General features: G+C 75.0%; 23 protein-coding genes. 16 read left to right on the plus strand and 7 right to left on the minus strand.

What is annotated here, in order from left to right:
* Positions 1 to 30: 30 nt before the first annotated feature.
* The 4 genes from Q0858_RS09695 to Q0858_RS09710 all read right to left on the minus strand — a co-directional run bounded on the left by Q0858_RS09695 (position 31) and on the right by Q0858_RS09710 (position 5,184).
* Positions 31 to 1,035: a crosslink repair DNA glycosylase YcaQ family protein gene (locus Q0858_RS09695; protein ID WP_299053306.1), complete on the minus strand. Its 1,005-nt coding sequence runs from the start codon at positions 1,033 to 1,035 to the stop codon at positions 31 to 33.
* Positions 1,036 to 1,058: 23 nt separating this feature from the next.
* Entirely contained in the window at positions 1,059 to 2,429 is a 1,371-nt protein-coding gene (locus Q0858_RS09700; RefSeq protein WP_299053309.1) for an MFS transporter, read from the minus strand.
* Between the two features lie 49 nt (positions 2,430 to 2,478).
* Positions 2,479 to 3,258, minus strand: a complete 780-nt coding sequence (locus tag Q0858_RS09705) for a 3-hydroxybutyrate dehydrogenase (protein ID WP_299053311.1) — start codon at positions 3,256 to 3,258, stop codon at positions 2,479 to 2,481.
* A 90-nt stretch (positions 3,259 to 3,348) separates the two neighbouring features.
* Entirely contained in the window at positions 3,349 to 5,184 is a 1,836-nt protein-coding gene (locus Q0858_RS09710; protein WP_299053313.1) for a GAF domain-containing protein, read from the minus strand.
* A 91-nt stretch (positions 5,185 to 5,275) separates the two neighbouring features.
* Between Q0858_RS09710 and Q0858_RS09715 the strand changes: the two genes are divergently transcribed.
* Positions 5,276 to 6,118 carry a carbonic anhydrase family protein gene (locus Q0858_RS09715; RefSeq protein WP_299053315.1) on the plus strand — a complete coding sequence of 281 codons (843 nt, stop codon included), beginning with the start codon at positions 5,276 to 5,278 and terminating at the stop codon, positions 6,116 to 6,118.
* A 13-nt stretch (positions 6,119 to 6,131) separates the two neighbouring features.
* Here the strand turns inward: Q0858_RS09715 and Q0858_RS09720 are convergent, their stop codons facing one another.
* The gene (locus tag Q0858_RS09720) at positions 6,132 to 6,731 is read right to left on the minus strand and encodes a dienelactone hydrolase family protein (RefSeq protein ID WP_299053317.1); all 600 of its coding nucleotides are present in this window, start codon (positions 6,729 to 6,731) and stop codon (positions 6,132 to 6,134) included.
* A 30-nt stretch (positions 6,732 to 6,761) separates the two neighbouring features.
* On the opposite strand from Q0858_RS09720, the gene Q0858_RS09725 reads away from it, so the two are divergent.
* Both Q0858_RS09725 and Q0858_RS09730 read left to right on the plus strand, forming a co-directional pair.
* Positions 6,762 to 7,205, plus strand: coding sequence for a hypothetical protein (locus Q0858_RS09725; protein ID WP_299053319.1), 444 nt, complete (start codon positions 6,762 to 6,764; stop codon positions 7,203 to 7,205).
* Positions 7,206 to 7,267: 62 nt separating this feature from the next.
* Positions 7,268 to 7,684 carry a PPOX class F420-dependent oxidoreductase gene (locus Q0858_RS09730; protein ID WP_299053322.1) on the plus strand — a complete coding sequence of 139 codons (417 nt, stop codon included), beginning with the start codon at positions 7,268 to 7,270 and terminating at the stop codon, positions 7,682 to 7,684.
* Positions 7,685 to 7,735: 51 nt separating this feature from the next.
* Here the strand turns inward: Q0858_RS09730 and Q0858_RS09735 are convergent, their stop codons facing one another.
* Together Q0858_RS09735 and Q0858_RS09740 are read right to left on the minus strand one after the other, a co-directional pair.
* On the minus strand, positions 7,736 to 7,906 hold the full coding sequence (locus tag Q0858_RS09735; RefSeq protein WP_299053325.1) for a hypothetical protein: 171 nt from the start codon (positions 7,904 to 7,906) through the stop codon (positions 7,736 to 7,738).
* Between the two features lies 1 nt (position 7,907).
* A complete protein-coding gene (locus Q0858_RS09740) occupies positions 7,908 to 8,174 on the minus strand; it encodes a hypothetical protein (RefSeq protein WP_299053328.1) in 267 nt (88 codons plus the stop codon).
* Positions 8,175 to 8,256: 82 nt separating this feature from the next.
* On the opposite strand from Q0858_RS09740, the gene Q0858_RS09745 reads away from it, so the two are divergent.
* The 13 genes from Q0858_RS09745 (at position 8,257) to Q0858_RS09805 (ending at position 20,099) form a co-directional block, all read left to right on the plus strand.
* Positions 8,257 to 8,667 carry a VOC family protein gene (locus Q0858_RS09745; protein WP_299053331.1) on the plus strand — a complete coding sequence of 137 codons (411 nt, stop codon included), beginning with the start codon at positions 8,257 to 8,259 and terminating at the stop codon, positions 8,665 to 8,667.
* 75 nt (positions 8,668 to 8,742) lie between these two features.
* Positions 8,743 to 10,506 carry a histidinol-phosphatase gene (locus tag Q0858_RS09750; RefSeq protein WP_299053333.1) on the plus strand — a complete coding sequence of 588 codons (1,764 nt, stop codon included), beginning with the start codon at positions 8,743 to 8,745 and terminating at the stop codon, positions 10,504 to 10,506.
* A 19-nt stretch (positions 10,507 to 10,525) separates the two neighbouring features.
* The gene (locus Q0858_RS09755; protein ID WP_299053336.1) at positions 10,526 to 11,014 is read left to right on the plus strand and encodes a hypothetical protein; all 489 of its coding nucleotides are present in this window, start codon (positions 10,526 to 10,528) and stop codon (positions 11,012 to 11,014) included.
* 504 nt (positions 11,015 to 11,518) lie between these two features.
* Positions 11,519 to 12,280 (plus strand): hypothetical protein, encoded by a 762-nt coding sequence (locus Q0858_RS09760; RefSeq protein ID WP_299053339.1) that lies wholly within the window; start codon positions 11,519 to 11,521, stop codon positions 12,278 to 12,280.
* Entirely contained in the window at positions 12,216 to 13,013 is a 798-nt protein-coding gene (locus Q0858_RS09765) for a thioredoxin domain-containing protein (RefSeq protein WP_299053342.1), read from the plus strand. Before Q0858_RS09760 ends, Q0858_RS09765 begins: the two co-directional genes overlap by 65 nt.
* 5 nt (positions 13,014 to 13,018) lie before the next feature.
* Positions 13,019 to 13,663, plus strand: coding sequence for a vitamin K epoxide reductase family protein (locus Q0858_RS09770; protein ID WP_299053345.1), 645 nt, complete (start codon positions 13,019 to 13,021; stop codon positions 13,661 to 13,663).
* 49 nt (positions 13,664 to 13,712) lie between these two features.
* Complete coding sequence (locus Q0858_RS09775; protein ID WP_299053347.1) at positions 13,713 to 14,897, plus strand: glycoside hydrolase family 6 protein; 1,185 nt, start codon at positions 13,713 to 13,715, stop codon at positions 14,895 to 14,897.
* A 207-nt stretch (positions 14,898 to 15,104) separates the two neighbouring features.
* Positions 15,105 to 16,265, plus strand: coding sequence for a glycoside hydrolase family 6 protein (locus tag Q0858_RS09780; protein WP_299053350.1), 1,161 nt, complete (start codon positions 15,105 to 15,107; stop codon positions 16,263 to 16,265).
* Between the two features lie 61 nt (positions 16,266 to 16,326).
* On the plus strand, positions 16,327 to 16,908 hold the full coding sequence (locus Q0858_RS09785) for a hypothetical protein (RefSeq protein WP_299053353.1): 582 nt from the start codon (positions 16,327 to 16,329) through the stop codon (positions 16,906 to 16,908).
* Between the two features lie 77 nt (positions 16,909 to 16,985).
* Positions 16,986 to 18,470 (plus strand): PepSY domain-containing protein, encoded by a 1,485-nt coding sequence (locus Q0858_RS09790; protein WP_299053356.1) that lies wholly within the window; start codon positions 16,986 to 16,988, stop codon positions 18,468 to 18,470.
* Positions 18,467 to 19,054 (plus strand): CHRD domain-containing protein, encoded by a 588-nt coding sequence (locus Q0858_RS09795; protein ID WP_299053359.1) that lies wholly within the window; start codon positions 18,467 to 18,469, stop codon positions 19,052 to 19,054. Before Q0858_RS09790 ends, Q0858_RS09795 begins: the two co-directional genes overlap by 4 nt.
* Entirely contained in the window at positions 19,039 to 19,599 is a 561-nt protein-coding gene (locus tag Q0858_RS09800; RefSeq protein WP_299053361.1) for a copper resistance protein CopC, read from the plus strand. Before Q0858_RS09795 ends, Q0858_RS09800 begins: the two co-directional genes overlap by 16 nt.
* Positions 19,596 to 20,099: a hypothetical protein gene (locus tag Q0858_RS09805; RefSeq protein ID WP_299053363.1), complete on the plus strand. Its 504-nt coding sequence runs from the start codon at positions 19,596 to 19,598 to the stop codon at positions 20,097 to 20,099. The genes Q0858_RS09800 and Q0858_RS09805 overlap by 4 nt, the downstream gene beginning before the upstream one ends.

Consider the following 20,099-nt stretch of genomic DNA (forward strand, 5'->3'; position numbering starts at 1 on the left):
AAGTACCCAGGCGGGGCGGACGTGAACCGCTCAGTCGAACCAGGTGACGCGGGGCCCGTCGGACCCCGTCGTCCACGTGCCCGCCACGCGGCCGCCCCGCAGCGCGAGGGCGGCGCCCCGCGTGGCGACGACGCGGTGCTCCGGCGGGACGACGACCGCGTCGGCGGTGCCCGCCCCGAAGACCCACTGGTCGGTCCCGGGCAGCAGCACCACCGCGTCGGAGCCCGGCGTCGCGGCGACGTCGTCGGCGTCCTCGGCGCGACACAGGGCCTCCTCGCCCTCGACGTCGAGGGTCGTCAGCGCGTCGCCGAGGCCGTCGACCCACCCGTCGATGCGCCGCCGGCCGGCGCTGAGCCCCTCGCCGAGCCAGTAGTGGACCCGGTCGCGACCCGCGGGGCCGTACGCCGCGAGGTAGGCCAGCACCGCCCGCGGGCCCGCCTCGTCCAGCGGGACGGAGCCGGTCCACCCCGGCACGTCCGCCATCGACCGCAGCCGGAAGGCGTCGCCGGAGGTGTCGAGGCGCAGGTCGCCGTGCCAGCCGAAGGGCTTGAGGAAGGTGTGCGAGCGGTGGGTGAAGGCCTCCTGCAGGTGCGCGTACGCCGGGTCGCGCATCACCGCCTCCGCGAGCTCGGCCTGGGTGAGCGGGCCGTCGGAGAGCGCGTCGCGGACGGTCGCCCGCAGCCGCGGCCAGTCCTCCGGCTCGAGGCCGTAGTGCGACCGCCAGCTCGCCCGCTCCCACTGCCGACCGGCACACCGCAGGGGGAGGTGGACCGCAGCCGTGGCCGGGGTCATCAGCGTCGACGACCCGCGGAAGCCGTACGTCGAGATCAGCCGCCCCTCGGCGAGGGCGGCGGCCAGCGCGTCCGGGGCGCGGGACCCCTCGCCGAGGCGGAGCCCGATCGCCGCGGCGGCGTCGCCGGACCAGGCCGGGACGGCGACCAGCCGGCCGACGACCTCCTCCACCGAGGAGGCCGTCGGGCCGGCCAGGAAGTGCCGCCGCAGCCGCCAGGCCAGCGCCGACGCCCAGGTCACCATCGGCTCAGCGTAGGAGCCGTCGCTCAGTCATGGGCCCCCTCGACGACCCGGTCGTGGCGCAGCGAGGTGTTGCGGGTCTCCTTCACGGCCAGCACGGCGATGATCGTGAGCACCGAGGTGATGGAGACGTAGACCCCGACGGCGAACGTGTTCGGGTTCGCGGTGTCGCTGCCCAGCAGCTGCAGGGCGATGATCGGCGCGATCGCGCCGGCCGCGATGGAGGCGAGCTGGTAGCCGACCGACGCGCCGGTGTAGCGCACCGACGTCCCGAACAGCTCGGAGAAGAACGCCGCCTGCGGGGCGTACATCAGGGCGTGCAGCATGAGGCCGACGACGACCGCGATGGTCAGGCCCGCGGCCGAGCCGCCGGTGACGAGCGGGAAGAACGCGAAGGTCCACACCCCGACCCCGACGGCCCCGGCGATGTACATCGGCTTGCGGCCGATCTTGTCCGACAGCAGCGCGACGAGCGGGATCCACACGAAGTGGACGGCCGAGCCGATCAGCAGCGCCTGCAGGATCGGGCCGCGGTCCTGGCCGTCGTAGGTGGTCACGAAGGTGATGACGATGATCGTGAAGATGTAGTACGAGGTGTTCTCCGCCAGGCGCATGCCCATGGCGCAGAAGACCTCCTTGGGGTAGCGGCGGAAGACCTCGAGGATCGGGATGTGGTTCTTCTGGTCCTTCTTCTGCTCGATCTCGGCCTGCGCCTCCTTGAAGACCGGGGAGTCCTCGATCGACAGGCGGATGTAGAGGCCGATGAAGACGAGCACCGCGGACAGCAGGAACGGGATGCGCCAGCCCCAGGCCTGGAAGGTCTCCTCGGACTGCACCAGCGCCAGCACGAACAGCACGAGGGTCGCGAGCAGGTTGCCCATCGCGACGCCGGCCTGCGGCCAGGAGGTCCAGAAGCCGCGCTTCGCGTCGTCGCCGTGCTCGGCGACCATGAGGACGGCGCCGCCCCACTCGCCGCCGACGGCGAAGCCCTGGACCAGGCGGCACACCAGCAGCAGCACGGGAGCCGCGACGCCGATCGTGGCGTACGTCGGCAGCAGGCCGATCGCGATCGTCGCGCCGCCCATGAGCATCAGGGACAGCACGAGCATCTTCTTGCGACCGACGCGGTCGCCGAAGTGCCCGAACACGACGCCACCGAGCGGGCGCGCCACGAACCCGAGCGCGTAGGTGCCGAAGGCCAGCAGGGTCGCTGTGACCGGCTCGGACTCGGGGAAGAACAGCGCACCGAAGACCAGCGCGGCGGCCGAGCCGTAGAGGAAGAAGTCGTACCACTCGACGGCGGTGCCGATGAGGCTGGCGAAGACGACCTTGACGATGCCGGGACCGTCGGTGGTCTCGCCCGGCCTGGAGCCGGTCTTGTCGACGGGTGTGCTCATGGGGTTCTCCTGTGGTGGGGCGGGTGTGCGGGCGGGCCGGGGTGTGGCCCTAGGCGGCGGTCCAGCCGCCGTCGAGGCGGTAGCTGGAGCCGGTGATCGAGTCGGTGTGGGGGCCGCAGAGGAACGCGACGACGCCGGCGACCTCGTCGGGCTCGACGAGCCGCTTCACGGGGGTGCGCGCGAGCATGACGCGCTCGAGCACCTCGTCCTCGCCGATCCCGTGGCTGCGGGCCTGGTCTGCCACCTGGCCCTCGACGAGCGGCGTCCGGACGTAGCCCGGGGCGACGGTGTTGGAGGTGACGCCGGTGCCGGCGGCCTCCAGGGCGATGACCTTGCTGAGGCCCTCGAGGCCGTGCTTCGCCGAGACGTACGCCGCCTTGTACGCCGACGCGCGGTGGCCGTGGACCGAGCTGACGTGGACCAGGCGGCCCCAGCCGCGGTCGTACATGCCGGGCAGCACCTGCTGGGCCAGCAGGAACGGCGCGTGCAGCATCACGCGGTGGATCAGGGCGAACCGGGCGGGGTCGAAGTCCTGCACCGGGGCGACGTGCTGGATGCCGGCGTTGTTGACGAGGACGTCGACCCCGCGACCGGCCAGGTCGAGGGCCGTGATCGCGTCGGCGTCGGACAGGTCGGCGACCAGCGCCTCCCCGCCGAGGTCGGAGGCCGCGGCCTTCGCGCCGGCCTCGTCGAGATCGAGCAGCAGCAGGCGGGCGCCGTCGGCCGCCAGACGGGTGGCGACGGCGCGGCCGATGCCGCTGGCGGCACCGGTGACGAGGGCGGTGCGGCCGGCGAGCGGGCGCTCGGCGGTGGGGGGCTGGGAGGGCATGCGCTCGACCGTAGGGCCGCGCGTGTGGCCCGCGCCATGTCGTCGCGAACCACAGGTGACGCCGTGAGGTGTGCCCCGGTCACACCCGAATCAGGTCGGAGGGCCGCCGGAGCGCAGCCGGTGCATCCGCAGCGCCAGCTGCAGGTCGAGCGCGCGGGTGGGGTCGCGCCAGCCCTCGCCGAGCAGCTGCGTCACCCGGTCGAGCCGCTGGGCGACCGTGTTGGCGTGGACGTGCAGCGCGGTCGCCGTACGGCGGGGGGAGGCGCCCGCGGCGAACCACGCGTCGAGGGTCGCGACCAGGGCGGTGTGGTGGTCGGCGTCGTAGTCGAGCACCGGGCCGAGCGCCCCGCGCACGAAGTCGCCCACCTGCTCGGGGCCACCGCCACCGAGGACGAGGCGGACCAGGCCGAGGTCGCCCGGCTCGGCCACCTCACCGGTGCGGCCCAGCGACACGAGCGCGTCGTGGCAGCGCCGCGCCTCGTCGTACGCCCGGTCGAGCGGCCCGGTGTGGACGCCGACGGTCGGGCCGTCCGCGCCGACGGCGTCCGCGAGCGCCCGTCCGAGGCCCCGGGCGTCCGGCTCGTCCGGGACCGCCACGACGACGGCCTCCTCGTGGGCCGCGGACAGCCCGCCGCGGGCGCCGGCGAGCCGCGCCGCCCGACGGGCGTCGCCGCGCAGGTCGTCGGTGCGGGTCAGCGCCACCGCCCAGGGGCCGTCGAGGGCGAGGTTCTGCCGCCGGGCCCGCTCCCGCAGGCGAGGCTCGTCGGTGCCGTCGACGAGGAGGTCGACGAGCAGCTCGCCGCGGACGCGCTCCTCCGCCTCCGCCTCGGTGCGGGCGAACAGCAGGACGAGGGCCACCGCGAGCGCGCCCCGCTCGAGGGTCCGGACCTGGGCGGGCTCCAGCGGCGGCCCGGTGGCCTCCACGACGAGGGTGCCGAGGTGCTCCTCGCCGGCGGCGGCGACGGCGACCCAGGTCCCGGGGTCGGTCTCGGGCAGGTGCGCGCTGCGGCCGGTGCGGCGGGCGACCTCGACCGCCGCGTCGAGGCCGGGCGGGGCCCCGCCCCCGCCCGCATGAGCCAGGGGCTCCCCGTCTGGGTCGAGCACGCGGACGTCGGCGTCCAGCGCGGTCTCGAGGACGGCGGCGACCTGTGCCACCCCGGCCCCGGCGACCAGCGCGTCGGTGAGGCGGTCGTGCGCCTGCGCGGCGCGCTCGACGGACTCGGTGCGGCGCCGCAGCTCGGCGTTGGCGGCGTCGGCGTCCTCGAAGAGGCGGGCGTTCTCCAGCGCCACCGCGGCGTGCGCGGCGAACGAGGTCAGCAGGGCCACCTCGCCCGGCGGGAACGGCCGGACCACCCGGTGGACCGCCAGCAGCGCCCCGATCACCTCGCCGTCCACGACCAGCGGGACGCCGAGGATGGCGCGGATCCGCTCCCCGTCGACGGCCTCGTCGATGAAGCCGCGGTGCAGGAAGCGGTCGTCGGACTGGTAGTCCTCGGTGAAGTACGGCGCCCCCGCCTGCGCCACCAGTCCGAGCAGCCCGGTGCCGAGGGGGAGCCGCAGCCGGCCGAACGCCTGGGTCAGCGCGCCGTCGGTCACCCGCATGTACGACGCGCCCTCGGCCTCGTCGTTGAGCGAGAGGTAGGTCATGTCGGCGCGCAGCAGCTGCCGCGCGCGGCGCACGATCGCGCCGAGCACCCGGTCGAGGTCCCGGATCGCGACGAGGTCGGCGGCGGTCTCGTTCAGCGCGGCGAGCTCGGCCTCCCGGTTGCGGTGGCCGGCGAGCCGGTCGGCCAGCGCCAGCGCCCGGGCGTGGGCCCGCTGCGCCTCCGCCGCCGAGCGCCCGGACGCGACCTGCTGGTCGCGGACGACGTCGTACTCCTCCCGCGGTGCGTCGGACCAGAGGAGGTCCAGGAAGCTGCGGCCCACAGGGCGATCCTGCCGGACGCCGCACGGGTGTCCACCTGCCGTTCACCTCGCGCACAGGCTCGCCACAGCCGCCGGGCGTAGCCCTTCTCCCATGACTCGGACCCCGCGGACGACCCCGCTCACGGCGCAGACCCCCCACGACCGACGCTCCCTCCTCCGCTCCGCCGCCGGCCTCGGTGCCTGCGCGGCCCTCGCTCCGCTGCTGGGTGGGTCGCTCGGTGGTTCGCTGGGGACGGCGGCGTGGGCCGCCGGCGACGACGAGGACGGCGACGGCCGCCGTCAGTCACCCATCGACATCCGGACGGACCGGGTCGTCCTGGCCCCCTCCGCGGCGCCGCTGGTCGTCGACTACCCGGACGCGGTCGACCTGGGCCTCGTCTACGTCAACAAGGACGGCGAGGACGGCTGCGAGGAGCGGGCCGAGGACGAGACCGTCCAGGCGCAGGACTTCTCCGAGCGCGCCGTCGTCCGGCGCGACGGGGAGACGTGGCGGCTGCTGCAGACCCACTTCCACATCACCTCCGAGCACCGCGTCGACGGCCGCGCGTTCCCGATGGAGCAGCACTTCGTCCACGAGCGGGCGTCGGACGGCGCCCTCCTGGTGGTGGGCGTCTTCCTCGTGCCCGGGGGCCACGGCCCGCAGGACCGGCTGCTGGCGGACCTGCCGGAGGAGTGCGACGACGACCCGATCCGGCTGCGCGGGATCAACCTGTCGCGGATGCTGCCGAGCTCGCTGTCGAGCTGGACCTACCGGGGCTCGCTCACGACCGCGCCGTACACCCAGGGCGTGACGTGGCACGTGATGCGCCAGCCGCGGGCCATCGAGGCGGGGACGATCCGGCGGTTCCGCCGGCTGTTCGAGGAGGGCGACTCCCGCGGCCCGCAGCCGCTGTACGGCCGCTCCGTGCGTCAGGTCCGGGGTCGCCGGGCCTGACGGCGCGATCCGGTCAGTCGGCGGGGCCGTCCAGCCGCGCGAGGAACGCCAGCACCCGCTCGGTGAGCAGGGTCGCGGCGGCCTCGTCGTACTCGTCGAGGCTGCCGTCGGCGAAGTTGTGGGAGTCGGTGTCGTAGAGGAACAGCTCGGCCTCGCCGCTCGGGCCCACCGACGCGACGAGCTCGCGGGCGGCGTCGAGGTCGCCCTCCTCGACGAAGATCTCGTCCCGCTCGCCGCCGTGGATCTGCACGGGCACGCCCTCCGGCCAGCGGGGAGCGAACTCGGTCGGGCCCACGCAGGACCCGACCAGGACGGCGCCCCGGGCGCCCTCGCGGGTCTGCGCGAGCTGCTGGGCGGGCATGACGCCGAGCGAGAACCCGACGTACACGAGGGAGGCGGGCAGAGCCTCGGCCGCGTCGACGGCGCGGCCGGCGATCGCGCCGAAGCCGACCTTCTCGGCGTACCCGAGCCCGTCGACGAGGTCGGTGAAGGTCTTGCCGTCGTAGGAGTCGGGGGCGTGGACCGTGTGCCCGGCCTCCCGGAGGGTCTCGGCGAGCGCGAGCATCCCCTCGGTGAGTCCGTGGGCGTGGTGCAGGAGGAGGACGTCGGCCATGTCGTCCACTCTGGCACTACCGTCCGTGGGGTGACTCCGGCGATGGCGTGGGCGGTCGGCTGGCTGGTGGCCACGGCGCTGCACGCGGGCTTCCAGCTCACGGTGAGCCTCGTCGTCTACCCGGCGTTCCCGCGCGTCCCGGCCTCCGCGTGGGCTGACTTCCACGCCGGCCACAGCCGGGGGATCGCGCCCCTCGTGGGAGTCCTGTACGCCGGGCTGCTCGCCACGGCCGCCGGGGTGCTGGTGGTCGGCCCCGTCGGCGCGTGGTTGTTCGTCGCGCTCGTCGGCGTGGCGGTCGCGCTGGGGACGACGGCGCTCGTCGCCGCTCCCACCCACGGCCGGCTCGGCGCCGGCCCCGACCCCGTGCTGCTGCGCCGACTGCGCCGCGCGGACGCCGTCCGCACCGTCGGGGCACTCGTCGGCGCCGCCGGCGCGACCCTGCACCTGCTCGCCGTCGTCGGCGGGGCGGCGTAGCGTCCCGGACACCCCTGATCCGCCCGATCGTTCCGCCCGATCCGACACCCACGGAGGCCCCCGTGCCCGAAGCCCCGCTGCCCGACGACGTCCGCGCGTTCCTGGCCAAGCCCAACCCGTGCACGATGACGACGCTGCGCAAGGACGGCACCCCGGTGTCCGTGGCCACCTGGTACCTCCACGAGGTCGTCGACGGCGCCGACAAGGTCCTGCTCAACATGGACCTCTCGCGCGTGCGGGTGAAGCACGTCCGCCGCGACCCCCGGATCGCGCTGACGATGCTCGACGAGGCCGACTGGTACACCCACGTCAGCCTGATCGCCCGCATCGACGAGGTCGTCGACGACCCGGACCTCACCGACATCGACCGCCTCGCGCAGCACTACCGCGGGCAGGAGTACCCGAACCGCGAGAGCCCCCGCGTCAGCGCCTGGGCCACCGTCGAGCGGTGGCACGGCTGGGGTGCGATGAAGGACTGAGACCGGCCACTCAGGTGGTCGAGCAGCACGCGAGCGCAGCGAGCGCGCCCCTCAGGTGGTCGAGCAGCACGCGAGCGCAGCGAGCGCGCGTCGTCGAGACCCGGCGGGCCGACCGCGGGGCGCCGGGTCACTCATCGCGGGACTCCGCGCCCAGACGACGTACACGGCGAGCACCACGACCAGCACCACGATCGCGCCGACGAGCATCTGGGTCGAGGACACGTCAGTCGCCTCCCCCGCCACCACCGCCGCCGTCCCCACCGCCACCGCCGCTGTCACCACCGCCGTCACCACCGCCGAACCAGCCGCCGCCGGAGCCGCTGTCGTGGTGGTGGTGGCCGCTGTCGCCTCCGTACCAGCCGGTGGACGCGCCACCGTCGTAGTAGCCGCCGCGACCGCGGGACTTCTTGCCGCCGCTGGAGACGAGCACGGCGACGAGGGTGATCACGGCGAGGACCGCGACGACGAGGACGAGCACGACGAGGGTCATGGTCGGGTTCTTCCCACCCCGGGCGCTCTCCACACCGGTGCCACACCGATGACTTTCCGGCGCACCGCGGGTCGGAGCCGGCATGACGATGCAGATGAACCCGTACCTGAGCTTCGCCGGCAACGCTGCCGAGGCCCTCGACTTCTACCGCTCCGTGCTCGGCGGCGAGCTCGACGTGACCCGCTTCGGCGAGTTCATGCCCGACGCCGGGGACGACGCCGACAAGGTGATGCACGGCCAGCTCACCGCCGCCTCGGGCCACGTGCTGATGGCCTCAGACGTGCCCGCCGGGATGGGCGAGCCGCCCGGCAACGGCACGGTCTGCCTGTCCGGTGACGACGTCGCGTTGCGGGACCACTTCGCCGCCCTGAGCCAGGGCGGCGAGGTCACCGTCGCCCTGGAGAAGCAGATGTGGGGCGACGAGTTCGGCGAGCTGGTCGACCGGTACGGCGTCCGCTGGATGGTGGACCTCACCCCGCCCGCGGACGCCTGACGTTCACCCGGGCGCCACCCGGACGGCGCCCGGCGGACGCGGCCTGGTCGGCGTCCACCCCACCTATTGGACGGTGTGAGCAACCAGCCCGGCCACGACCACGGCCACCCCCACCCGCACACCCACGACCACCCGCACGAGCACCCGCACGCCGAGCCCGACGCGACCACGCTCGCGGCCCTCGCCCCCGTCACCGACGGCGACCTGACGCCCGCCGAGCTGAGCCGCCGCAACCTGCTGCGCGCCGCCGGCGTCGCGGGCGGGGCCGCCGCCGCGGCCGGCGCGGCCGGGATGCTCGGCGTCACGCCCGCCATGGCCGAGCCCAGCGGGGGTCGTCCCACCGACGCGCCGCCGCAGCGCCCCGGTGCGACCGGGTGGCTGGCCGGGGACCACCACATCCACACGCAGTACAGCTCCGACGCGCAGTACACGGTGCTCGACCAGGCACAGCACGGTGCGGCGTACGGCCTCGACTGGCTCGTCATCACCGACCACGGCGGCGCCACCCACGCCCGCATCGGCGTCGACCTCGTGAACCCCGACGTCCGCGACGCCCGCTCGAAGCTCCCGGACACCCTGATCTTCCAGGGCCTGGAGTGGAACATCCCGTCCGCCGAGCACGGCACCGTCTTCGTCACCCCCGGCCGCAACGAGGTGGCCGTCCTCAAGCAGTTCGAGAACGACTACGACGGCAGCGTCAACAACGCCTCGTCGTCCAGCCCCGCGAACGAGCGGCTCGCCGTCGCCGGCGTGCAGTGGCTGGGCCAGCAGATGGACCGCAAGCGCGTGGCCGAGGCGCTGTTCCTCGCGAACCACCCGGCCCGCAACGGCATCGACTCGCCCCACGAGATCCGCGCCTGGCGCGACGCCGACCCCCGTGTCGCCGTCGGGTTCGAGGGCGCCCCGGGCCACCAGGCCGCCGGGCTCCCCGAGGGCTACGGCCCGGCGTCCAACCGCGGGTACTACGGCAACAGCCCGAACCCCAACTCGTTCCCCGACTACCCGGCCGAGTCGTACCGGACGTGGGGCGGGTTCGACTGGTTCACCGCGACGGTCGGCGGGTTGTGGGACAGCCTCCTCGCCGAGGGCAAGCCGTGGACGATCAGCGCCAACTCCGACTCCCACGTCAACTGGAGCGACACCTCGCGTCGCCCCGACGGGTCGAGCGCGGAGCAGTTCAACCGCGACGGCAGGTACGGCGACCCGGTGTACGCCGGGCAGATCAACCTCGGCGCCGGCGACTTCTGGCCCGGCTTCTACTCCCGCACCCACGTCGGTGCCGCGAAGCGCGGGTACGCCGCGGTCATGCAGGGCATCCGAGCGGGTGCGGTGTGGGTGGACCACGGCCAGCTGGTCGACCAGGTCGAGGTGCTGGTCCGGCCGAAGGGCCGGAGGGGTCAGGGCGTCACGCTCGGCGGGACCCTGCAGGTGAAGCGGGGGACCCCGGTCGAGATGGTCGTCCGGATCACCCCCGCGCAGCGACCGAACTGGGCGCAGTTCACGCCGTCGCTCAACCGCGTGGACCTCGTCCGCGGCGCCGTCGACCCGCGCCCGGCGCGGGCGGACCGCGACCTCTTCACCGCGCCCGACACCCGCGTGGTGAGCCGGTGGGACACCTCGGGACGCACCCAGCGTTTCGAGCTCACCCGCGACCTGGGCCGCGTGGAGGACCCGTTCTACGTCCGCCTGCGCGGCACCGACGGCAACGTCTCCCAGGAGGGCTACTACGGCGCCGACGTCGACGCCCAGGGTCCGCGCATCGACCCGGCCGGTGACGCCGACCCGTGGACGGACCTGTGGTTCTACACGAACCCGGTCTGGGTGGTGCCGACCCGGTGAGCGCAGGGTGAGGGGTGCCGTGACGGTCGTCGCCGGCGGGTGGACCGACCTGGCCGCCGCCGACCACGCCGCGCTGCACCTCGTCGAGGGCCTCGGGGCCACGGTGGCCACCCACGTGGTGGCCACCGACGAGGGACGGCGGGTCCTGCTGGCCACCGACGCGCCGGTGGCCGACCGCCTCGGTCGGCTGCCCGGCGCGCAGGTGGTCGACGCCCCGGCCGTGGCGCGGGCGCACACCGCCCGCGCCGCCGGCCGGCTCCTGGTCTTCCGTGGCTCCGACGCCGTCACGGGGCGTCGTACCGCGGCGCAGGTGGTCGCCGCCAGCGAGGTCGACGCCGTCGTCGGGCTGGCCGGCACCCGGGTCGAGGAGGACACCGAGCTCGACCTCGGCAACTTCGTCCGCCCCACCTGGCGGGCGGGTCGCTGCGAGCTGCTCGTGCAGGCCGGCCCCACCGGCCCCCGCCCCTTCGAGGTCCGCGACCAGATCCGCTGCTGCGCCGACCACTGACGGCTCGACCGGTGGTCGAGGTGCGACGGGCCTGACCGGTGGTCGAGGTGCGAACGGAGTGAGCCACGAGACCCGGTGAGAGGCCTCGGGTCGTCTCTCGGGATCTCGTGGCTCGGCCGTGGCCGGCCTCGCGCCTCGATCTCCGCGGAGGTCGAGGTGCTCCGAGCCCTGGCGAGGAGCCACGAGACCCGGTGAGGGGCCTCGGGTCGTCTCTCGGGATCTCGTGGCTCGGCCGTGGCCGGCCTCGCACCTCGATCTCCGCGGAGGTCGAGGTGCTCCGAGCCCTGGCGAGGAGCCACGAGACCCGGTGAGGGCCACGTCGACCGGTTGCGGGATCTCCTGGCTCGGCCGTGGCCGGCCTCGCACCTCGATCCCCGGGCTGGTGGCGGCGGCTACGGCCGGTGGGGCCCTGGGGCGTGGAACGGGGGTGGCGGCCGGTCTTTACCCCAGACTGGTGCTTGTCCCGACGTGATCTGGGGCACAGACTGGCCGAGAGGTGATCGCATGAGTCGTGAGCTCACGTTCGACGGTGTCCCGGTCCTGTCCCGCGGCCGTCACCGTTCGCCGCGCAAGGGCGCGTGCTTCATGGAGATGGCGTCGTACCTGGCGGGGGAGAAGTGGTCCGACCACCCCTCGTGCACGCACCCGCTGCTCGCGCAGCTGGCGCGCATGGTCAACGACCACACCTCCGACGCCGAGCGGTCCGCGCTCGCGCCGCTGATCCCGTCCGTCGTCGGTGTCGGCGGCGGGCTGCGGTCCGGCAGCGAGGCCGAGGTGCGGTGGGCCGTCGGGTTCGTGGTCGCGGTCGCCGCGCACACCCTGCGCGAGATCCCCGAGGCCACCCAGCGCGCCGTCGCCACGGGCCTCATCCGCTGCGAGCAGCTCGCGGCCACCCTGTCGGAGCCCGTCCCGGGCATCGAGGAGCTCCGCGCCGTCCTCGCCGACGTGCCCCGCGCGGAGTCGTGGGCCCGCGCGTTCTCGGTCGACCGCCGGATCAGCCACAAGGCCTTCGTCCGCCACGCGGCGCCGTCGATGGTCTCCTGCGCGGTCGACGGCACGGTGGCGCACGCGTCCAACGCCGCCGACGCGCGCCTGCGGGACCTGCTCGAGGTCGGGATCGAGGCCGCCCTGCGGCTGGACGACGACCTCGCACCGCCGACGAGGGTCGAGGCCCCCTCGGGCGCCCTCCTAGGATCGCGGCATGGCGAAGCAGAAGCCGGGTCGCGGGAAGCAGCGCTCGAAGGAGCAGCAGGCCGCACGTCGTGAGGCCCGCCAGGCGGAACGTCAGCGCCTGGCCGAGCAGAAGGCGGAGCGCGAGCGCGCCCGCCGTCGGCGTCGTGTGCTCGTCCAGGTCGGCACCGCGGTCGGCATCCTCGCGCTGATCGGCGGCCTCGTCGCCTTCTTCACCCTGCGCGAGAGCTCCTCGGACATCACCGCCGACGGCCCGCCCGGCACCGACGACGAGGGCGCGGTCGTGTCCGGGTCCGAGGACGCCCCGGTCGAGGTCGAGGTGATCACCGACTTCGGCTGCCCCGCCTGCGCGAACTTCGAGTCGTCGACCGCCGGTGCGCTCGCGACGTACGTCGAGCAGGACCAGGTGCGGCTGCGCTACCGGCTCGTGTCGCCGATCGACCGCACGTCGCCCAACGAGTTCTCCCGCCGCTCCATCGCCGCCGCCGGCTGCGTGCTGGAGCAGGAGGACCCCCAGGTGTGGAACGACTTCAAGGCCAGCGTGTACGCCGGCCAACCGCCCGAGGGCGAGGACGGCCTGTCCGACACCCAGCTGATCGGGCTCGCCACCGCGGCCGGTGCCGACGAGGCCGACGTGACCGGCTGCGTCGACGAGGGCCGCTGGCTGGACTGGGCCGACGCGGTCGACGACCAGGCCGCCGGCGACTACAGCGCCACCCCCACGGTCTTCGTTGACGGTGAGCGCCTCCCCGAGGCCAGCCCCGCCGCGACCACCGCCGCCATCGACGCGGCCCTGGCGCAGGGCTGAGCACCGTGAGCGCCACCGTGCACGACGAGCAGGACCACGAGCGGGACGACGTCCTCGGCGACACCGGCCCGGTCGTGGCCGGGTGGCCCCGGGGCCTGTCGGTGGCCCTCGTGGCGCTCGGGCTCGTCGGGCTGGCCGGCGCCTTCACGCTGGCGGTCGAGAAGTACCGCTTGCTCGCCGACCCCAGCGCCCCGCTGTCGTGCGACCTCAACCCGATCCTGTCCTGCGGGTCGGTGATGGACACCTGGCAGGCCGAGCTGCTCGGCTTCCCCAACCCGCTGATCGGCGTCGTCGCCTTCTCGGCCCTCGTCGCCGTCGGCGTCCTGTCGTTCGCGGTGCCCCTGCCGCGGTGGGTGCACGGCGGGCTGGTCGTCGGCACGAGCCTCGGGCTGGTCTTCATCCACTGGCTGGCGTTCCAGTCGGCGTTCCGGATCGGCGCGCTCTGCCCCTGGTGCATGGTCGTGTGGGCCGCGGTGATCCCGCTGTTCGTGTGGACCACCTCGTCGTACGTCGCCGGCCGCGACGGCGCCCTCGGCCGGGCCGGCGAGACGCTCTGGTTCTGGCGCTACCTCGTCGTCATGGTCTGGTACGCCGCGTTCGTCACCGTCGCGCTGGTGCAGTTCTGGGACTACTGGCGCACGCTGCTGTGACTTCCGGCGTTTCGCCACGGCCGCGGGACGCCCGACGCACACTGCCGAGGTGCGCCTGCCCCGTCCCCGCCTCCGCCGCCACCCCGGCCGCGTCGCCGTCGCGCTGAGCGTCGGCGCCCTGCTCGCCGCGTCGTACGCCCCGGGTGCCGGGGCCGCCTCCGCACCCTCCGCCGCCGACCCCGCACCGGGGACCGGCCGCTACGAGACCCCCGTGGTCGCGGCCGACCCCGCGAACCCGACGAACCCGCTCGCGGGCCGGCGGTGGGGCGTCTACACCGGCACGATGGAGCAGTCGTGGCGGCCGTACCTCAACGCCGACGCCGCGTGGAAGAAGAACCTGCTCGCGGAGATCGCGCTGCGGCCCAAGTCGAAGTGGTTCGGCTCCTGGATCGGGGAGCGCGACATCGAAGGCATGGTGAGGGAGTACGTCCGGTCCTCCCAGGCCGGTGACCCGGACGCCCTGGTGCAGATGGCGCTGTTCCGGATGCGGCCGTGGGGCTCGGAGGTCTGCGAGCGGCTCCCCACCGAGGCCGAGAAGGCGTCGTACAAGAGCTGGATCGCGGGCGCCGCCCGCGGGATCGGCGACGCGCACGCCGCCGTCGTCCTGCAGCCCGACCTGCTGGTCGCCCGCTGCGCGCCGGACGGCGGTCAGGCCGTCGCGTGGCTCGTCGCCTGGGCCACGCGCACCCTGTCCGCCCAGCCCCACACCAGCGTCTACATCGACGCCGGCGCCCACGACTGGCCCCCGCCGAGCCGGGGCGGCGCCAAGGCCGCCGTCGACTACCTCGTGAAGTCCGGCGTCCGCGCCGCCCGCGGGTTCGCGATGAACGGCACCCACTACTCCGACGTCCGCCTCGAGGTCCAGCGCGCCGCCGAGATCGACGCCGACCTGCGCCGGCGCGGGATCGAGGGCAAGAAGGCGGTCATCAGCACCAGCTCGAACGGCAAGCCGTTCGTGTTCGGCGCCTACGACCCGCAGACCGAGCGCGACAACGCGCGGGTCTGCCGGTCGGCCACCGACCCGCAGATGTGCGTCACCCTCGGGATCCCGCCGTCCATGGACCCCGACGCGCCCGCTTGGGGCCTGCCCGCCGACACCGCCGCCCAGGCGGCGCGGGTGGTGGACGGGTACGTCTGGTTCGGGCGCCCGTGGCTCTACAACCAGGCCGACCCGTTCGTCTGGACCCGCGCCTACCAGCTCGTCAGGTCCTGGCCGCTGCGGCCGCCCGCCTGAGGCGTCCCGGCCTTCGTCACAGGGGCCTCACCCGCCTCGGGTTTCGCGGGTCGGCTGGTGAAACCCCGACTGGGCGGACGAAGTTCCGTCAGCCCAGTCGGGGTTCCGCGGGTCAGGCGGGGAAACCTGAGGCGAACCCCTCCCACCGCCACGCACGAGACCGCACACTGACACCGCCACCCGGCCCCCCCCACCCCCGGAGCACCCATGCGCCTGCCCGCAGCCCGCCGTACGACGACCCTCCTCGCGGGGCTGACCTTCCTCGCCGGGCTCACCGCGGGTGCCGGGGCCACGGCCGGTGCGGACCCCGACGACGCGCCGACCCCGCAGGCGGGCAGCCGGTACGACAGCCCCGTCGTGAAGGCCCACCCCAGCAACAGGACGAACCCGCTCGCCGGGCGCCGGTGGGGCGTCTACAAGGGCCCGCTGGAGCAGGCGTGGCCGCCGTACGAGAACGCGAGCGGGACGACGAAGAAGCTGCTCGCCGAGATCGCCCTGCGGCCGAAGGCCAAGTGGTTCGGCGACTGGGTGCCCGCGAACGAGATCGAGGGCAAGGTCCGCGACTACGTGCGGATCTCCCAGGCCGGCAACCCCCGCACGCTCGTGCAGATGGCGCTGTTCGCGATGGAGCCGTGGGGCGAGGAGGTCTGCCGCCGCGCGCCGAACGCGGGCGAGAGGGCGACGTACCGCCGCTGGATCGCCGCCGTCGGTCGCGGCATCGGCAGCGCTCACACCGCCGTCGTGCTGCAGCCCGACCTGCTCGTCGCCCGCTGCGGGCCGCAGGGCGGCAAGGCCGTCGCTCGGATGGTGGCGGCCGCCGCGAAGACCCTCTCCGCGCGCCCGAACACGAGCGTCTACATCGACGCCGGCGCGTACGACTGGCCGCCGCCGAGCCGTGGCGGCGCCGACGCCGCGGTGAACTACCTCGTCCGCAGCGGCGTCCGGTACGCCCGCGGGTTCTCCCTCAACGGCACCCACTACTCCCCGCTGCGCCTCGAGGTCACCCGCGCCGGCGACATCGCCGACGAGCTGCGCCGCCGGGGGATCGGCGGCAAGAAGGCGATCATCAGCACCAGCTCCAACGGCAAGGGCTTCGAGTTCGGTCGCTACGACCCCCAGTCGCAGCGCGACAACGCCCGCACCTGCCGCTCGCGGACCGACAAGCGCATGTGCGTGATGCTCGGCGCGCCGCCCAGCATGGACCCCGACAACCCACGCTGGGGCCTGTCGCCCGCGCTGCGTCGTACGGCGGCCCGGACGGTCGACGGCTACCTCTGGTTCGGCCGGCCGTGGCTCTACAACCAGGCCGACCCGTTCGTCCGCTCGCGCGCGCTCGACCTCGCCCGGTCGTGGCGGCTCAAGCCCTGACCTGTCGAGGCGGACGGCGTCCCCTCTCGCCCCCGCCGACGACCCGGCTTACGATCGCGCGGTGAGCTCGGGCCACCGCACGCACGACACCGACGCACCCCTGCGGGTCGAGCGTGCCCTGAGCGCGGGCCTGCTGTGCGGGCCCGGCGGCGCCGCCGCGCACGTCCTCGCGGGCGGTACGCCGCCCACCGCGACCGTGCTGCTGCTCGTCACCGCTGCCGCCGTCCTCGGTGCCGCGCTCGCGTCCGCGCGTCGCCTCGGACCCCTCGCACTGCTCGGCCTCGCCGGCGGCGCCCAGCTCGTCTTCCACCACGTCTTCGGGCCGGCGCCGGCGGGCGGGCACTCGATGCACGGCGCGTCCGCCCCGAGCGAGACCGCCATGCTCCTGGCCCACGCCGGGGTGGCCGTGCTGGTCGCGGTCGTCGCCGGCGCCCTCGAGTCGTCCTGGTGGGCGTTCGCCCGCTCGGTGCTCGTGCGGCTCCTGCCGGTGCTGCCCGTGGCGCCGACCGCCGTCCCCGCGGTGGGTCCGCGGCCGCGTGCCGTCGAGACCGGCGGAGCGGTCCCGCTGTCCACCGACGCCCCCGAGGTCGTCGGGCCCCGCGGGCCACCGGCGCCGCGCGCCCTCGCCCTGATCCACGCCTGACCGGACGACGTACGGCCGGTCGGCCGACGTCCCCGCGCGCGCCCCCGGGTGCCTGCGCGTCCGGAAGGAACCCCCGCATGGCCCTGTCCACCCCCGAGACCCCGACCACCGGCACGCCACCGGACCGGCCCGGCTCGACCCTGCGCCCCCTGATCGTCCGGCTCCACTTCTACGCCGCCGTCCTGGTCGCGCCGTTCATCCTCGTCGCCGCGATCACCGGCGGCCTGTACGCCGTCGCCACCCCGCTGGAGCGCGTCGTCCACGCCGAGGAGCTGAGCGCGCCCGCGTCCGGTCCGGCGCTGCCGCTCGACGAGCAGGTCGCCGCCGCCCGCGCGGTCGTGGGCGACCTGCCGCTCGTCTCCGTCCGCCCCGCCGCCGACGACGAGGGCGGAGTCGGCGGGACCACCCGCGTGATGTTCGACGACGGCCGCACCGACGCCTCCCGCACGCTCGCGGTGTTCGTCGACCCCGCCTCCGGGGAGGTCCGCGGCGAGCTCACGTCGTACGGCGGGTCCGGCTCGCTGCCGGTCCGCACCTGGATCGACGAGATGCACCGCAACCTCCACCTCGGCGAGCCAGGCCGCCTCTACTCCGAGCTCGCCGCGTCCTGGCTCGGCGTCGTCGCCCTCGCCGGTCTCGTCCTGTGGTGGACCGGCCCGCGGCGCAGCTCGCGCCTCCGTCCGCTGCGGAAGAAGGAGACCCGCTCGGCGCGCCGGCGTACGCAGTCGTGGCACGGCTCCCTCGGCACCTGGGCGCTGCTCGGGATGCTCATGCTGTCCGTGACCGGCCTGACCTGGTCGACGTACGCCGGCGCGAACGTCACCGACCTGCGCCTCGCCCTCGGCTGGGGCACCCCGGCGGTGACCAGCGACCTCGCGGCCGACGGCGGCGCCGGGACCGGCGACCACTCGGGCCACGGCGGCCACTCCGAGACCGCCGAGCCCGAGGCCGTGCCCGACGCCCCCGGGATCGGCTTCGACGGGGCGGTCGCCGCCGCCGCCGACGAGGGCCTGTCCGGGCCGCTCGAGATCAGCCAGCCCGTCGGCGCGACCGGCACGTACGTCGTCTCCGAGATCGACAGCACCTGGCCCACCCGCGCGGACGTCGCCGCCGTCGACCCCGCCGACGGCGAGGTCACCGACGTCGTCCGGTTCGCCGACTGGCCGCTCATGGCCAGGCTCGCGAGCTGGGGCATCGACCTGCACATGGGCGTGCTCTTCGGCCTGGTCAGCCAGCTGGCCCTGCTGCTGCTCGCCGCGGCCATCGTCGTGATGACCGTGACCGGCTACCGCATGTGGTGGCAGCGTCGCCCCACCCGAGGGGACGGCGTGCGCATGGGGCGTGCCCCCCGCCGCGGCGCCTGGCGCGCGGCCTCCCCGGCCGCGCTCGCCGGGGTGGGCGTGGTGGCCCTCGCGGCCGGGTGGTTCGTGCCCCTGCTCGGGGTCAGCCTCCTGGGGTTCCTCGTGCTCGACGTCGTCCTCGGTCTGCGCTCCCGGCGCCGGGCTACCGTGGTTCCGCAGATGGAGCTGGAGACCGACGCCGTCCCCGAGGAGAGCCGATGAACCGCCGTGCCGAGCCGCTGGTGGCCGGACTGCTGACCGCGACGCTGCTGCTCGCCGGGTGCGGGCAGGAGGAGAACGGGGGCAACCTCGAGCCGGACGACGCCCCGGCGGGGGACTCCTCGAGCTCGATGGACATGGGGTCGATGGACGTCACCTCGATGAACGACCCCGACGCCACCCCGGCGTACGACCTCGACGGCGCGGTGGAGGGGGACTTCCAGGTCCTCGACTCCGCTCCACCCGGCTCCGAGGGCGTCACGGGCCAGGCGTGGCTCGCGCAGGGCGGCGAGCAGGGCGGGACCACGGTCTCCGTCGAGCTCGACGGCCTCGAGGCCGGGACGACCTACATGGCCCACCTGCACGCCCAGCCGTGCGGCACCGACGACGGCGGCCCGCACTTCCAGTTCGAGGAGGGTGGCGCCGAGACGCCGCCCAACGAGGTCCATCTCGGGCTGGAGGCCGACGACGAGGGCGTCGCGACCGCGACCACCACCAACGAGGCGGAGGTCGGTGACGGCGCGCGCTCGATCGTCGTCCACCCGACCGACCTGCCCGACAACCGCCTCGCGTGCGCCGACTTCTGAGCCGGCCGCTCGCCGGGCTCGCGGGCGTCGTGGCGGCGGGGACCCTGGTCCTCGCCGTCGCGGCGCCCGCGTCCGCGCACTCCGACCTCGAGGAGGCCTCGCCCGGCCCCGGGGACGACGTCGCGGCCGGCAGCGAGACGGTCCACCTGCTGTTCGGCGAGGGCGTCGAGGACGGCGCCGAGGGCAACCAGGTCACGCTCGAGGGCCCGGACGGCGACCCGGTCGCCGTCGGCGCGGTGTCGGTCGTCGACGACGGTGACGGCGTCTGCGTCGCCACCGACCCCCTCGACGCCGGGGAGTACACCCTCGACTGGCGGGTCATGTCCGTCGACGGCCACCTCGTCCAGAGCCGCTACGCCTTCGAGGTCTCGGACGGCGGCGACCCCGTGGACGCGGCCTCCTGCGAGGACGCGGACCTCGCGGCCCCCGAGGCGACCGACGGCGGCGGGATCCCGACGCCGCTGCTGGCGGGCGGTGGTGCGGTCCTGCTGGTGGCGGCCGTGGGCGGTTTCGTGTGGCGGGTGCGCAGCGACCGACGGTCGTGACCACCGACGGCGGCGCCGACCCGCGCTTCGCGCGGCACTGCCGCCCGGGCGAGCGGGTCCTGGCCTCGGCGGCCGTCCGCTACCACCCCGGGCACGAGGACCTCGGACGTCCGCCCGGGACCTGGGGCGAGGAGGCGGCGTCGTACGCCCTGCAGGTCGGTGGGCCCCGCGCCGACCGGTTCTTCGACCGGCTGGTGGGCGGCACCTCGCTGCGCGGGTGGCCGGGGTGCTGGGCGGAGGGCCTGCGCGACGTCGTCGACGCCGACGTCCTCGGGGTGGAGCTCGCCGTGACCGACCAGCGCGTGCTGGCCCTGCCGTTCCAGCAGGGCGAGCAGCTGCTCTGGGTCGCCGAGCGCGGCCAGGTCACGGGCCTGCGACGGGCTCCTCGCCCCCTGCAGCGGGGCCGGCTCCGCCTCGACCTCGCCGACGGCTCGACCGTCATGGTGCTCACCGGGATGCTCGCCACCCGGTCCGCCGTGCGCCTGGCCGGGGCGTGGTGA

This window comes from uncultured Nocardioides sp. (assembly GCF_947489365.1).
In the GTDB taxonomy this organism is placed as follows: Bacteria; Actinomycetota; Actinomycetes; order Propionibacteriales; family Nocardioidaceae; genus Nocardioides.